Below are 14182 nucleotides of genomic sequence, written 5' to 3'. Positions count from 1 at the left end.
GTCATGCCGGCTTCTATGACGACTCCATTGACCGTCTGCGGCGAGAAGGACGGATGGCTGGCGGTGACGGTGTAGAGGCCGGCCGCGACATCGCCGGTGTACTGCCCCGTGGAGTTCGTCGCGAAGCTCCGGTCGGCCTCGACGACCGTGACAGTCGCCCCCTCGATGGGCGTGCCGAGCCAGCTCGCGTTCGAGACCTTCCCTGAGATCGTTCCGAAGCCGACCATCGCGTTCTGCACGGCGGCGTAGGCATCCACGAAGCCCCAGCCGTAGGTGTTGTCCTCGCCGGCCGTCCCCTCGTCCCTCGCGGTGTCGAGCAGGATCTGCTTGATGTCGTCCACACCAATGTTCGGGTTCGCCTGGCGCATCAGGGCCACGATCCCCGCGGCGTGCGGCCCGGCCATCGATGTCCCGTCCCAGCCGCTCTGCTGGTAGCCTCCACCGGGCACCGAGGAGTAGACGCTGACGCCCGGGGCGACGACTTCGGGCTTGGTCTTTTGAATCTCGGGCACGTTGCATCCCGACGGACCTCTGCTCGAGAAGCTTGCGATCGGATAGGGCCAGCCGTAGCTCGTCGCGTTGACCGCTCCAACGGAGAACGCCTCGAGAGTGGTCGTCGCGCGGTCCGCCGGAGAGCGGAGCGTCTGCGCGCCCGGCCCCTCGTTCCCGGCAGACCAGCTGAGGACGATCCCCGCCGCGGCGCACCCGTCAAGCACCGTCCACCAGCGGCTGTCGCAATTGGCCGGATACCCCAGGCCCTCGTAAACGCCCCAGGAGTTCTGGACCACGTCCGGGACGTCGTCGCTCGTGTTGGGGTTTCCGTCCGGATCTGCGAACCACTGGAAGGCGGTCGTGATATCGCTGTCGAAGCCGCTGCCAACCCCCTGGTTGATCGCGTTGCAGGCGATCCAGAGGGCGCCCGGCGCCACGCCGATCGAGTCGTCGCTGGCCAGGCCGGTCATCGTACCCATCGTGTGCGTGCCGTGGCCGTGACCGTCGTTGGGGAACTGGGTCGCCGTGCCCAGGACATCGAGCCAGCACTCCTGCCAGGGATTGGCGCCCATGTAGCCCCGCCAGCGCGTCCGGAGGGCGGGATGGTTGCCGTCGACGCCCGTGTCGAGGCCGCCGATCAGCCTTCCCGCTCCCGTGAAGCCGAGCTGGTACCAGACCTCCGGGGCGCGGACCGCGCGGATGCCGGGAGGAATGCCGATGCCACGCGTGGCGGTGAGGCCATCCTCGTCATACTCCACGGGAGGGCGCGAGCCGACAGGCTCGATCAGGCTGCCCCGGAAGCTCGGCTCGATCAGATCGACGTCGATGGAGGCCGCGATCCGGGCAATCTCGCTCTTCGTCGCCTGGATGACGATCATGTTCGCGATCCAGTAGCTCGTGTACCCCTGGACCGAGCCGCGCACGAGGGCCTCGTCGAGGTAGCGCAGGAGAGGCTCCTGGGTCCTCGTAGCCGTCTTCTGAAGCGCCTCGATCACTACGCGGTGTCTCTCCCGCAGGGTCGCCCCGCGGGCATCGAGCTCGGCGCTCAGCTGCTGAATAGGGGCCTGCTCCTCCAAGTAGACGATCGCGCTGATCGGAATCTGTTCCGATGTGCGGTCCATCTGGTCCTGGAGGGCCGGATGGATTGTTCCGGCCTGAGCTGATGACGCGACGAGTAGGATCCCCGCCACGACGCACCAACGCGCAAAATTCATCACAGCCTCCTCCCCGCAAGGGGTTTGGGCGATCAGTCACCCCACGGTTCACGCAAGCCGAGAACATCCCCGTCCGGAGACGCTGCTCCCGGCGCGGTCGGCGCGGTTTGGCGGCCGCAAGTTGCCAGAGGCACCGCGCGTCTAAGATTCTACCACAATCTCGGTTGCGGGTCAGCTGTAGCTTTGCCTAGCGGTCGGGGCGGCCGGGATCGTCTCCCCCTGGCCGGGCCGGTCGCTCTCCCTCGAGGCCGGGGAAGGGGATGAGGGGCGGCTCATCGAGCCCGGCCGTCCAGAGGACGCCCGAGCCCATCGGGAGCGGCCGGCTCCTTTCCCGCTCCGGTCTGAAGTCGAGCCACCTCGCGACCGAGGGTGCCGGGCGGGCGAGGACGAGCCAGACGTCGAGCTGCTGAGGAAAGACCATCTCCTCGATGAGCGGTCGCCGGCTCGGAACCGAGACCACGTCGGCGCGTATCCCGACCCTCCGGAGGAGCCATGCCGTGGCGGCGGCCCTGTCCCTCGAGACGGCAGCGCCCCGCGCGTGGACCCGGCCGAGTTCGCCCGGCTCGAACCAGAGGCGTGCGGCCGGCAGATCGATCTCCGCGAGATCCTTGTCGATCCGCTCGATCACCCTCGCCAGCCGGCGTTCCGGCTCGGGCTCGCTCGAGGCGATCGCGCTCGCCGCGGAGACGAGGGTGTCGGGTGTGCTCCGGAAGAGCCCGAGCCACATCCGCCGCCGCGTGGCGACGACTCTCTCCCAGTCGTTCTGGAAGGCGTACAGAAGAACCGGCGGCCCGACCGTGTCCGGCGGGGCGTCCGCGAGGATCGAGCCCACAGTCCGGGCGGTGCGAGATCCGGGGGGAAGATGGCCCAGCAGCCAGCGCGCCTCGGTGACTCCCTCGAGGACCGAGCGTCTCTCCTGCGGCACGGCCCCCGACCACCAGACGATCGGCGGCAAGTCGGTCGGGTAGCGGAGAACGAGCTCCGACTCGATGGTGGAGTCCGCCCCGCCGAACTGGTGCTCGCCCGCGTAGTGGCCGACGCGGTGCAGGGCGACCGCGGTTCCCTCGACCAGGAGTTCGACGACCTCCCCGCTCGCCAGGGGGCGGGGAGAGACGACGAAGTCCGCCATTCCCGGGTAGCCGTCTGGTCCCGCGGCGGCGCAAGGTCCCGTGCGCGCCTCATCGGCCGGGATCGCCTCGCGAACTCCATCGTTCCGGTGGATCCAGCCTTCGAGAATGTGGACGTGCTCGATGCCGGGCCGATAGCTCCAACGCGATCGCCCCTCATCGTCCGGGCCCGCGCGCCCGGCCATCCAGAGAAGATGGTCGAGCGTCCGCAACTCCCCCTTCGACTGGACGTCGATCACGCGCCGGGACGCAAGGACGATCCGGCGCGCGTCGGAAGGGGGGTCCAGAGGCCGATTGAGCAGGATGGCTCGGACTTCATCCGGCTCGTAGGCCACAGCCGGACCGGGGATGAGCGTCCAGAGCAAGACGATCAGACTCCACAGCGCGGCGCTCCTCACTCGGCAGCCCCTCCTATGCGGACGGCGTACCTTCCCGCGATTCGTTCGAAAGCAAGGGTGAACGCGTCCTCCTTGTTCTCCATCTGTGTCCAGCGTAGCAGAGCGACGGCGCACGGATGCGCGCGCCCCTCTCCCAAGGTCGCGTCGAGAGGGAACCACTCGTCAAGATAGACTTCCGTCCAGAGGTGGAAGAGCATCCGGTCGCTCATGGGAACGAGTCCGGCCACAAGGCGGGCCGGTATGCCGCGGGCCCTGCAGCAGGCCGCGAGCAGAACCGCGTGCTCCGTGCAATCGCCTCTTCCTTCTCGCAAGGTCTGCGAGGCGGTCGCGAACACGGTTCCCATGTCCCGGACAGCGATCCTCTCGTGAACGGCGCGCTCGAGCAGGTTCGCTTCCTCCGTGGGGGATAGCGGCGGGTCGTGTCGCGGGGATCCGGCCGTTTCGCCGATCTGTCCCCCGCGCCTCGAGCCCCCGGCGCTCCGGCGCGGGGCCAGCGCTTCCTCCGCGAAGGCGACCACCAAGGGATTCGCGGCGTCGACGATGAGATCGCTCGAGAGCGCCGCGGCGAGCTCGGGATCGCGCCGCCAAGCCTCCCGAGAGCGCTCCGTCGTCTCCGGCGTCGCGCGGCCGTGGGTCGTGATGACCCATGAGCCCGGTTCGGGACCTTTGTCGACCCTCTGGTGGGAGTCGGAAGGGACGGGAGAAACGCCCTCCCTCACGCCGGCCGGCAGCCCGGAGAGAGCCGGCCGGAGGAGAAGCGTGCACGGCGGATCCCGCGGCGGAACCCCATCGAGCGGGATTCTCCGCCACGCGAGGGCGTCGAAGTCGGACTCGATCTCGACGTCCCCGGCGATCTCGCTTCTCTCCACCGTGAAGTCCAGATCCTGATCGCGTTCCCGCCAGATCCTTCCTTCCCGGTCCCTCCACTGCAGCGCGCCTGCGCTGCCGGCCGCCGCGCGGGCTGAGTCGCGCGCCGAATAGAGGCGGCAGGCGACGACGAGTCTCTCCTGCCGGAGCGTGTCGTCCCCGAGGATCTCGACATGGAAGGTCGCCGGGGCCATCGACGAGGGATCGAGAGTCCGGATCCGGAACCGGTCGCTCTGGCCGGCGAGGATCGACTCCTGCCGGAGCGGTCCGACGAGGGGTTCGCACGGGAGGGTGTCGACGATCGTGGCGCTCCCGCGGGTTCGCTCCCGGCGGAGCCCTCCGGGGATCGCGTCGACCCGGTCGGTCCAGTCTCCGGGGCCCAGCCCGCTTCGGGTCACCGCGACCGAGACCAGCGCGCCCGACGCGTCCTCGATCCAGAGTCCCTCCTCCCTGATCTGGACCTCGCTTCCTCCTCTGTTCATCCGCACCAGGCTCCTCTCCGTCCTGAACGCCATCCCGGAGGAGTCCCGGTAGGTTGACTGGACCGAGCGACCGATCGGCGTCTCGCCGATCCTGAGAAGGTACGACGCGCTGTCGGCGAGCTGGATTCCTTCCTGCGGGAAGGAGAACGCCAGAACCAGGCCGATCAACGGTTCGGGGAGCATCGCTCCCAGTATAGGGGAGAGGCGCGGGCGGGGCCCAATTTTCCTTGACACTTCCCGCGCCAGTTCGGAAAATCCGCCTCTGCCGCACAGCGGCGCTCTTCTTGGGCCGTCTTGGCGAGAGCGTGACGCGCGCCGGGGGCCGGTCGTTGGGGTTCGATTGTTGGAGGTGATCCATGCAGGAAGATTGGATCCGTCTGGTTGCATTGAAGGGCGGAGGCGACGGCGCCGGTGACGAGGAGTTCGACGAGGACGACGGCGACGACGACGACGACGAGGAGGATCTCGAGGACCTCGAGGACTACGAAGAGGACGAGGACTGGGACGAGGACGAGTACGAAGACGAGGATGAGGACGAGGACTGGGAGGATGACGAGGACGAGGACTAGCGGTCTCCTGATTCTGCCAAGCTAGCTTCCGATGGCCCGCCGGAGCGAGGTCTCCGGTGGGCCGCTTGCATCGCGACTCGCGCTCCGCCAGTCTCTGTTCCCGAGAGGTGAGTGGATCATGCCGGTCTCGTGCCGCTGGGATGGCGGGTCGCATCTCGGCCGTTCCCGACATCGAAACGAGGACGCCTGGGGAGCGGCGACCCTCGCGGGAGATGGCCGCGGCCTCCTGCTCGCGATCGCCGATGGGATGGGGGGACATCCCGGAGGGGATGTGGCGTCCCGCGCGGCCATCGAATCGGCTCTCGATTCCGCGGGCCTTTGTCCCGCGGGCGATCCCGCCCTCGCCTGTCTCGAGGGGCTCTACCAGAGGGCCCAGGATTCGCTGCGCGACCGCGCGAAGGCCAGGCCCTCCCTGCGCGAGATGGGGACGACCTTGACGGTGGCGCTGCTCCGGGAGGACGGCTGCTGGGTCGGGCATCTCGGGGACAGCCGGCTGGCCTGGTGGCGTGACGGGGAAATCTGCCTCGTGACGCGTGATCACTCGGTCGCCTGGGGGCTCGTCGAGGCGGGAGTCCTTGACGCCGAAGCGGCGGAGCGGGATCCGACCGGGGCGATGCTCACGCGCTTCCTTGGGCCGACGGAATCGCCCTGCAATCCGGACCTCCTCGAGCGCCCGCTCCTTCTCGAGAGGGGGGATCGGCTCCTCCTTGCCACGGACGGACTGGGCAAGGTTGTCTCCATGGAGCGCGCGGCCGCGATCCTCCGGGCGGAGGAGGTCTCTCGATCTGTCCGCCTGCTCATCGAGGCGACTCTGGATGCAGGCGCCCCCGACAATGTGACCGTCGTCGTCGCGGAGGCTCTCGATGTCCCCGCGAGCGGCCGAACGCCGCTCCGATTCGAGGACTCCCGCTACCGCTGGAGAGAGTCCCCCGACGCGTCCCACTGACGCAGGATCTCGAAGACGACGATCCCGCAGGTTGTCGCGACATTGAGGGAGTTCTTCCTGCCTCGCATCGGGATCTCGATGATCCAGTCGGCCGCCTCGAGGCACGGTCTCGAGACTCCCGCCACCTCGTGGCCCAGGATCAAGGCCAGAGGCTTCCGATAGGGGATCGATCTGTAGTCGACCGATCGATCGGTCAGCTCGCAGGCGGCGATCGCGAATCCCTCCTCCCTGAGGAGCCCGAGGGCGTCGAGCGTGTCCACGTGATGCGACCAGGGGACGAGCGATGTCGCGCCCCGCGCCGTCTTCTCGAGCTTCTCGTGCGGAGGGTATGGGGTGATTCCGCACAAGTGGAGCCGTTCGACTCCGGCGCCCTCGCATGTGCGGAAGATCGATCCGACATTGAAGGCCGATCTGAGGTTGTCGAGGACAAGACGCAGGGGCGCGCGATTCACGGCGGAATCCGCGCCGCAGAAACTGTCGCGCTGCCTGACGGCCACGGGGGGGCGGTTTCTCGGCACGCGAGGAAGGCTAGCAGCGCCCGCCGGAAGGCTGCAAGGGCCCTCGGTCGGGGACTCCCGTCACCGAGCCGGAGAGAGGGGCAGAGGCGCCGCGCAGAGGCGGCGCGCAGGGTGGCGCAGGGTGGCGCGCAGGGTTGACACACGAAACGGCCCAGTCTACCTTCCATCCTGTCGTATCCGAAATCGTGAGGAGTCGGGGAGGGGTCGTGGAGTTTCACTTCGGAGCCGTACTGACCTTCATCCTGGTGGGTGTCGCCTTCGCCGTTTTCGTCCTCTTCTTCTCGAGGCTGCTTCGCCCCGCCCACCCCACGGAAGAGAAGTCATCGATCTATGAGTGTGGCGAGAAGCCGGTCGGGAGCCCCTGGATCAAGTTCAACATACGCTTCTACGTCGTCGCCTTGATCTTCGTGGTCTTCGACGTCGAGGTCGTTCTGCTCTATCCATGGGCCACCATCTACAAGGAGATGGGGGCTCTTTCCTTCATCTACCTGTTGATCTTCCTGGTCAGCCTGATCGAGGCGCTCGTCTATGTGTGGAAGAAGGGCGACCTCCAGTGGGTTCGCCCGAGCGTGCAGCGCAAGGACGTCTCGGCCGCGCCGCCGGAGACCCATCGGGCCGCCTCGGGAGCACGATCATGAGCGTGATCGAGAATCGATTCGAGCCGGGCGTCCTCGTGACCTCGCTCGACACGGTCATCAACTGGGCCCGCCGTTCGAGCCTCTGGCCGATGACCTTCGGGCTCGCCTGCTGCGCCATCGAGATGATGTGCACCGGCTTCGCGCGCTACGATCTCGACCGCTTCGGCAGCGGCGCCTTCCGCGCCACCCCGCGCCAGTCGGATCTCATGGTCGTCGCCGGCACGGTGACCCATCTGATGGCCTCCCGCGTGAAGCTCCTCTATGAGCAGATGGCCGAACCCAAGTACGTCATCTCGATGGGCTCTTGCGCCAACGCGGGAGGGCCGTACTGGGAGCACGGCTACTCCGTCCTGAAGGGAGTCGACAAGATCATCCCCGTCGATGTCTATGTGACGGGGTGCCCCCCGCGCCCGGAAGCGCTCTTGGACGCGCTCCTCTATCTGCAGAACAGGGTGATCAAAGGCCGGACGATCGCCAGAGGCAAGGCGCCGATCTTCGGGGGAGGGGCCTAGTGGACATCGATTCGATCGCGGATCGCCTGAGCTCTCTCTTCCCGGGATCGGTGAGGGGGATCGAGAAGGAGCATGCGGGCGACCCGTTCCTCGTGATGGATCCCGCGCGGCTCGTCGAAGTCTGCATGCATCTGCGCGACGATCAGGAGATGCGCTTCGAGTGGCTGATGTGCTTGAGCGGCGTCGACTACCCGCCCGAGACGATCGCGGTCGTCTATCACATCCACTCCCAGACGCACGGCCAGAAGCTCGTCCTGAAGGTCCTTCTGGCCAGAAGCGAGCCGCGGGTCCCATCCGTCGAGTCGGTCTGGAAGATGGCGAACTTCCATGAGCGCGAGTGCTACGACATGTTCGGCGTCGATTTCGAGGGCCATCCCGATCTGCGGCGGATCCTGCTGCCTGAGGACTGGGAAGGGCATCCGCTGCGGAAGGACTACGTCTACCCCGAGAGCTACCGGGGGGTCACCAACAAGGCCTGAGGTGGGTGGGGGTCGAACAAGATGGCGCAGGACATGAAGCCGATCGCGCAAGATCTCCACACCGAGGAGATGCTGATCAGCATGGGGCCGCAGCATCCGTCCACGCACGGAGTGTTGCGCCTCGAGCTCACGACGGACGGGGAGGTCGTACGCAACGTCAGGCCCTTCATCGGGTACCTGCACCGCTGTTTCGAGAAGCACGCCGAGAAGGTCGGCTTCACGGGGGTCATCCCCTATACCGATCGGATGGACTACCTCGCCGCGATGAACAACAACCACGGCTACGTCATCACGGTCGAGAAGCTCCTGGGGCTGGAGGTCCCGGAGCGGGGCGAGTACATCCGGGTGATCATGGCCGAGCTGCAGCGGATCGCGAGCCATCTGGCTGCCTTCGGCACCTTCGCGAACGACCTGGGAGCGGTCACGCCCCTTCTCTATGCCTTTCGCGAGCGAGAGAAGATCATGGACATCTTCGAGATGGCCTGCGGCGCCCGGCTCACCTACAACTACTACAGGATCGGCGGACTGAGCGGCGACCTCACCCCCGAGATGCTCGCGGCCGTCCGGAGCTTCCTCGACTACTTCGAGCCGAAGCTCAAGGAGTATGACGACCTCCTCTCCTACAACAAGATCTTCATCGAGCGGACCGCGGGGGTCGGGGTGATCCCGCTCGCGATGGCGGCGAACTACGGCATCACCGGGCCCAACCTCCGGGCGAGCGGGACGAGCTGGGACATCCGCCGGAACGATCCCTACTCGATATACGATCGCCTCGAGTTCGACATCCCCACCGGGCGCGGGCTCAAGGGGGAGGTCGGCGACTGCTGGGATCGCTACATGGTGCGCATGTGGGAGATGAGGGAATGCGTCCGCATCCTGCGCCAGTGTCTGGCGCAGATCCCGGAAGGGGAATACATCAACCCGAAGACCCCGAAGGCGATCCGGCCGCCGAAGGGGGAGGTCTACGTCCGGGTCGAGAATCCCCGGGGGGAGCTGGGCTACTACCTCGTCAGCGACGGCAAGCCGAATCTCTATCGCCTCAAGGTCCGGTCGCCTTGTTTCACGCAGCTGGGGGTGCTCCCCGCGATCACCGATGGGGTCATGCTCGCGGACCTCGTAGCCATCGTGGGCTCCCTCGACATCGTTCTCGGGGAAGTGGACAGGTAGAGGGATCGAGGGGGAGGGGGAAGCTGTGAAGGAGTGGCTCGACGGGGTGATCGCCGGCTCCGCCCTTCTGCAGGGGGCGCCTCGGGAGATCACTTACTTCCTGGCGATGGTCTTCTTCAGCCTGCTCGCCGTGGGCTGGATGGCGATCCTCGCCTTGAGCTTCGTCTGGATGGAGCGGAAGATCTCCGCGCGCATCCAGAGCCGGCTCGGTCCGGTCTACTGCGGCGGCAAGTTCGGCTGGGCGCAGACGGTCGCCGACGCCCTGAAGCTCCTCATGAAGGAAGACTTGATCCCGCGCTCCGCCGACCGTCTCCTCTTCACCGTCGCGCCCGTCATCGTCTTTCTCTCCACCCTGCTCACTTTCGCCGCGATTCCGTTCGGGGACAACCTGATCATCGCGAACCTCGACATCGGGATCTTCTTCATCCTGGCGATCTCCTCGCTCGCCGTGATCGGCATCATCATGGGCGGCTGGGCTTCGAACAACAAATGGAGCCTCTATGGCGGCATGCGCGCCGCGAGCCAGATGATCTCCTACGAGATCCCGGTGGCGCTGTCGCTGATCGGGGTCATCATGTACTCGGGATCGCTGAACCTCCTCGAGATCGGCAGGGCTCAAGCGGGCGGATTCTGGCACTGGAACCTCTTCCGCTCGCCCTTTCTCTTTCTGGGAGGATTCGTCTACTTCACTGCCGCGATTGCGGAGGCCAACCGGACCCCCTTCGACCTGCCGGAGGCCGAGTCGGAGCTTGTCAGCGGATTCAACACCGAGTACAGCGGGATGAAGTTCGCCCTCTTCTTCCTCGCCGAGTTCGCCAACCTCTTCGTGATCTCCGCGATCGCCTCCGTGATGTTCCTCGGGGCATGGCACTCCTTCTTGCCGTGGCAGATCCTTCCGGGGCCGATCTGGTTCCTCATGAAGGCTTTCTCCCTGGTCGTGGTGATCATGTGGATGCGCTGGACGCTGCCGAGGCTGCGCGTGGATCAGCTCATGCAGGTCTGCTGGAAGTATCTGATCCCCATCTCCCTGGTCCTGCTGGTCGGGCTCGGGACGCAGATGTGGGTCTTCAGCGGGAGATAGATCGATGGGTGCGGTGGCCAAGTATTTCTCGGACGTCTACAGGGCGCTCGCGACGGCCTTCGTCGGGTTGGGCGTGACCGGACGCAACGCCTTCACGAAGCCGACCACGCTGGAGTATCCGGACCAGCGCTGGACGCTGCCGGACCGCTACCGCGGCATCCTCCACAACCGCATCGAGGACTGCATCGGCTGCCTCGCCTGCGCCCGCGCCTGTCCGGTCGACTGCATCCACATCGAGATCTCGAAGCGGGACAAGGAGGAATACGGGCTCACCTCCGACGGGACGAAGATCACGCAGTGGATTCCTCGCTTCGACATCGACATGGCCCTCTGTATGGTCTGCGGCCTCTGCACCGAGGTCTGTCCGACCTGCTGCTTGACGATGACGAAGGAGTACGAGCTCGCGGTGACAGACAAGCGGCGCATGTACCTGGAGTTCGCCACCGAGCGCGACAAGGAGATGGTCAGGAAGAAGATGGCGGAGAAGGAGGCCGCGGCGGCGGCCCCCCCGGCGACCCAGGAATGACGGGCCGGGGTGGGGAGGAGGTAGGGGACGGCCATGTCCGATGAGATCCGTGTTGGCGCGTTTCTCGCGTTTGCCCTGCTGACTGTCGGGGCCGCGATCGTCGTAGCGTTCGCTCGGGCGATCATCTACAGCGTCTTCGCGCTCCTGTTCGCCTTCATGGGCGTGGCGGGGCTCTATGTTCTCCTGCATGCCGATTTCCTTGCGGCGACCCAGGTGATGATCTACGTGGGCGGAATCCTGGTCCTCCTGCTCTTCGGCGTCATGCTGACCCACAAGATCGTCGACGTCGAGTTCGGGAGCCCGAGCTTCCAGCGGCTCCCGGCGGGGCTGATCTGCCTGGGGATGCTCGCGCTGCTGCTCGTCATCGTCTACACGACGCCCTGGCCGATCCGGCCCCTCGCACCCGGAGGGCCGACCACGCAGCAGATCGGCAGGTACCTGATGACCGACTTTCTGCTCCCCTTCGAGGTGATCTCGGTTCTCCTGTTCGCGGTCCTGGTCGGCGCGGCCGCGATGGCGCGGGGGGAGGCTCGCCGATGATCCCGCTCCAGCATTTCCTTGCGGTGGCGTCGATCCTGTTCGTTCTCGGGCTCTACTGCGTCCTGACCCGGCGCAACGCGGTGACGATCCTGATGGGGATCGAGCTGATCCTGAACTCCGCGAACCTCAACTTCGTAGCCTTCACACGCTACTGCGCGACGAACATACAAGGTCATGTCTACGCGATCTTCGTGATCGTCATGGCGGCCGCGGAGGCGGCGATCGCGCTGGCGATCGTCCTGAACCTCTACAAGCGCGTCCACTCCATCGATGTGGACGAAGCGGATGTGATGCGGGGCTAGGGGGCGAGCGATGCTGACCAATCTCCTTCTGATTCTCCTGCTGCCGCTTGGGGGGTTTGTTCTTCAGATCTTCCTCGGCCGACGGCTGCCGCGGCGCGGGGACTGGCTTCCCACCGCGGCGATCGGGATCTCGCTTCTTCTGGCCATCGTGAGTTTCATCCGGGCGCTCTCGATCTTCGATCCGGGGATGAAGGAGGCCTTCCACTGGGACTGGATCCGGATCGGATCGTTCCAGGCGGGGATGGGGATCCTCTTCGACAACCTGACAGCCGTGATGCTGATGGTCGTGACGATCGTGAGCTTCCTGGTCCACCTCTTCTCGATCGGCTACATGCACGGCGACATCCGTTACTCCCGGTACTTCGCCTATCTGGGCCTCTTCAGCTTCTCCATGCTGGGGCTCGTTCTGTGCGACAACCTGCTCGCCCTCTACATCTTCTGGGAGCTCGTGGGGCTTTCCTCCTACCTGCTCATCGGGCACTGGTACGAGAAGAAGTCGGCCAGCAACGCGGCGATCAAGGCGTTCCTCACGACGCGCATCGGCGACGTAGGGATGTTCATCGGCATCATGATCCTCTACATGAAGACCGGCAGTTTCCGTTACGACGAGGTCTTCCGCGCCGTGGCGGACGGGACCATCTCGGGAGGTCTTCTGACCGCGGCGGGGATCGGCGTCTTCTTCGGCGCCATCGGCAAGAGCGCCCAGTTCCCTCTGCATGTCTGGCTGCCCGACGCGATGGAAGGCCCGACCCCGGTGAGCGCGCTGATCCACGCCGCGACGATGGTCGCGGCGGGCGTCTACATGGTGGGTCGCCTCTTCCTTCTCTTCTCGCCCGACGCGATGCTCTTCATCGCCTACACGGGGCTCATCACGGCTATTCTCGCGGCCTCGATCGCCATCGTCCAGACAGACATCAAGAAAGCCCTCGCCTATTCGACGATCTCGCAGCTTGGCTACATGATCTGCGCCCTGGGGGTGGGCGGCTACATGGCCGGGCTCTTCCATCTCATGACCCACGCGATGTTCAAGGCGCTCCTCTTCCTCGGGAGCGGGAGCGTGATTCACGCCGTCCACAGCCAGGAGATGCCGGAGATGGGGGGGCTCAAGCGGAAGATGCCCGTGACATTCTGGACGTTTCTGATCGCCACCCTGGCGATCGCGGGCGTCCCCGGCCTCTCCGGCTTCTTCAGCAAGGACGCGATCCTGGCGGCCGCCCTCGAGTTCGGTTGGAGCAAACCCGGACATCTGATCATCTTTCTGCTCCTGCTCATCACGGCCTCGGTGACCGCCTTCTACATGTTCCGCGTCGTCTTCATGACGTTCCTGGGCGCGCCGAGGGATCGCGACAGGCACGAGCACGCCCATGAGTCGCCCCGGGTCATGACGGTGCCGCTCACGGCTCTCGCGGTATTCTCCATCGCCTGCGCGTGGGGGGGCTGGTTCCCCAAGCTCGTGGTGAAGCCCGATCTCTCCGCATACAGGACCGCGGCCGCGGAGGTGCGGACGGCAGGCGGGCACGGCCAGACGCACGCGGGGGAGGCGGCCGCGGGGCTCGCCGACCATCATGACGGGAGCGGGACGGGGGCGACGGCGCCGGCCCTCGCGCATGGGGAAGAGGCGCACGCGGAGCACGGACACGGCGACGGCGCGCACGCCGCCCACCGGGCCCACATGATCGCCATGGTCACATCGATCATCGCCTCCCTGAGCGGGATCGCCCTCGCCTGGGCCTTCTACGGGTCGAGGAGGCGGTTCTCGCCTGATGCGGCGCGGCAGAGGATGGCCTGGCTGCACACCTTGCTCTCCCGCAAGTACTACATCGACGAGATCTACCTCGGAGGCGTAGTGGCCCCGGTCCTGGGCCTGGCCCGGGCCTTCCGCTGGTTCGACCTCAAGGTCATCGACGGGATCGTGGATGGGTCCGGCGCCCTCACCAGAGCCCTTTCGTGGCTCGTCGGGGTCTTCGACAATATCGTTATCGACGGGATGGTCAACGGCGTCGCGGGGGGAGTCCTCGCGTGGGGCCGGCAGTTCAGGCGGATCCAGACCGGCAAGATACAGAACTACCTGCTCGGCTTTGCGGCGGTCGCCCTCCTTCTCATGGCGGTGCGGCTGTTCCGAGGTTTCTGACGCCGCCATGCGCGGCGCGTGCGGTGGAGGAAGATGATGACGTCACACCTGCTCTCCTGGATCACGTTCTTCCCGCTCATCGGGATGGTGGTCGTGCTCTTCCTTCCACGGGACCGACACAACTGGATCCGCTGGACTTCAGCCGCCGCCTCCGCGGTGACGCTGGCGCTCTCGATCTGGCTCTTCGGCAACT

General features: G+C 66.3%; 13 protein-coding genes and 2 pseudogenes. 11 read left to right on the top strand and 4 right to left on the bottom strand.

Translation table 11 applies throughout. The features are described 5' to 3' along the window. From FJY88_07455 to FJY88_07445, 3 genes are all read right to left on the bottom strand, one after another. Nucleotides 1–1706 (bottom strand): hypothetical protein (locus tag FJY88_07455; GenBank protein MBM3287170.1); only part of this gene is annotated, 1706 nt, incomplete at its 3' end. A gap of 187 nt (nt 1707–1893) precedes the next feature. Further along, on the bottom strand, nt 1894–3231 hold the full coding sequence (locus tag FJY88_07450) for a DUF3857 domain-containing protein (protein ID MBM3287169.1): 1338 nt from the start codon (nt 3229–3231) through the stop codon (nt 1894–1896). Further along, nucleotides 3228–4967, bottom strand: a complete 1740-nt coding sequence (locus FJY88_07445) for a hypothetical protein (protein MBM3287168.1) — start codon at nt 4965–4967, stop codon at nt 3228–3230. Before FJY88_07445 ends, FJY88_07450 begins: the two co-directional genes overlap by 4 nt. 213 nt (nt 4968–5180) lie before the next feature. On the opposite strand from FJY88_07445, the pseudogene FJY88_07440 reads away from it, so the two are divergent. Next, nucleotides 5181–6005, top strand: a pseudogene (locus FJY88_07440) (serine/threonine-protein phosphatase). 9 nt (nt 6006–6014) lie between these two features. Here the strand turns inward: FJY88_07440 and FJY88_07435 are convergent. Beyond that, a pseudogene (locus FJY88_07435) lies at nt 6015–6592 on the bottom strand (RNA methyltransferase). 227 nt (nt 6593–6819) lie between these two features. Between FJY88_07435 and FJY88_07430 the strand changes: the two are divergent. From FJY88_07430 to FJY88_07385, 10 genes are all read left to right on the top strand, one after another. Beyond that, entirely contained in the window at nt 6820–7251 is a 432-nt protein-coding gene (locus FJY88_07430) for an NADH-quinone oxidoreductase subunit A (GenBank protein MBM3287167.1), read from the top strand. After that, nucleotides 7248–7763 (top strand): NADH-quinone oxidoreductase subunit B, encoded by a 516-nt coding sequence (locus FJY88_07425; protein MBM3287166.1) that lies wholly within the window; start codon nt 7248–7250, stop codon nt 7761–7763. Before FJY88_07430 ends, FJY88_07425 begins: the two co-directional genes overlap by 4 nt. Nucleotides 7764–7858: 95 nt before the next feature. Next, nucleotides 7859–8242: an NADH-quinone oxidoreductase subunit C gene (locus tag FJY88_07420; protein MBM3287165.1), complete on the top strand. Its 384-nt coding sequence runs from the start codon at nt 7859–7861 to the stop codon at nt 8240–8242. A 33-nt stretch (nt 8243–8275) separates the two neighbouring features. Continuing rightward, a complete protein-coding gene (locus FJY88_07415) occupies nt 8276–9409 on the top strand; it encodes an NADH-quinone oxidoreductase subunit D (protein ID MBM3287164.1) in 1134 nt (377 codons plus the stop codon). A gap of 106 nt (nt 9410–9515) precedes the next feature. After that, a complete protein-coding gene (nuoH, locus tag FJY88_07410; GenBank protein ID MBM3287163.1) occupies nt 9516–10490 on the top strand; it encodes an NADH-quinone oxidoreductase subunit NuoH in 975 nt (324 codons plus the stop codon). Between the two features lie 4 nt (nt 10491–10494). Next, nucleotides 10495–11016, top strand: coding sequence for an NADH-quinone oxidoreductase subunit I (locus FJY88_07405; GenBank protein MBM3287162.1), 522 nt, complete (start codon nt 10495–10497; stop codon nt 11014–11016). A gap of 33 nt (nt 11017–11049) precedes the next feature. Then, on the top strand, nt 11050–11556 hold the full coding sequence (locus FJY88_07400) for an NADH-quinone oxidoreductase subunit J (protein ID MBM3287161.1): 507 nt from the start codon (nt 11050–11052) through the stop codon (nt 11554–11556). After that, nucleotides 11553–11858 (top strand): NADH-quinone oxidoreductase subunit NuoK, encoded by a 306-nt coding sequence (gene nuoK, locus FJY88_07395; protein ID MBM3287160.1) that lies wholly within the window; start codon nt 11553–11555, stop codon nt 11856–11858. Before FJY88_07400 ends, nuoK begins: the two co-directional genes overlap by 4 nt. 10 nt (nt 11859–11868) lie before the next feature. Beyond that, entirely contained in the window at nt 11869–13989 is a 2121-nt protein-coding gene (nuoL, locus tag FJY88_07390) for an NADH-quinone oxidoreductase subunit L (GenBank protein ID MBM3287159.1), read from the top strand. A 36-nt stretch (nt 13990–14025) separates the two neighbouring features. Next, nucleotides 14026–14182 (top strand): NADH-quinone oxidoreductase subunit M (locus FJY88_07385; protein ID MBM3287158.1); only part of this gene is annotated, 157 nt, incomplete at its 3' end.

The organism is Candidatus Eisenbacteria bacterium, assembly GCA_016867495.1.
Classification (GTDB): domain Bacteria; phylum Eisenbacteria; class RBG-16-71-46; order CAIMUX01; family VGJL01; genus VGJL01.
Note: the sequence above shows the minus strand (reverse complement) of the source record. Positions and strands in the feature narration are given on the sequence as shown.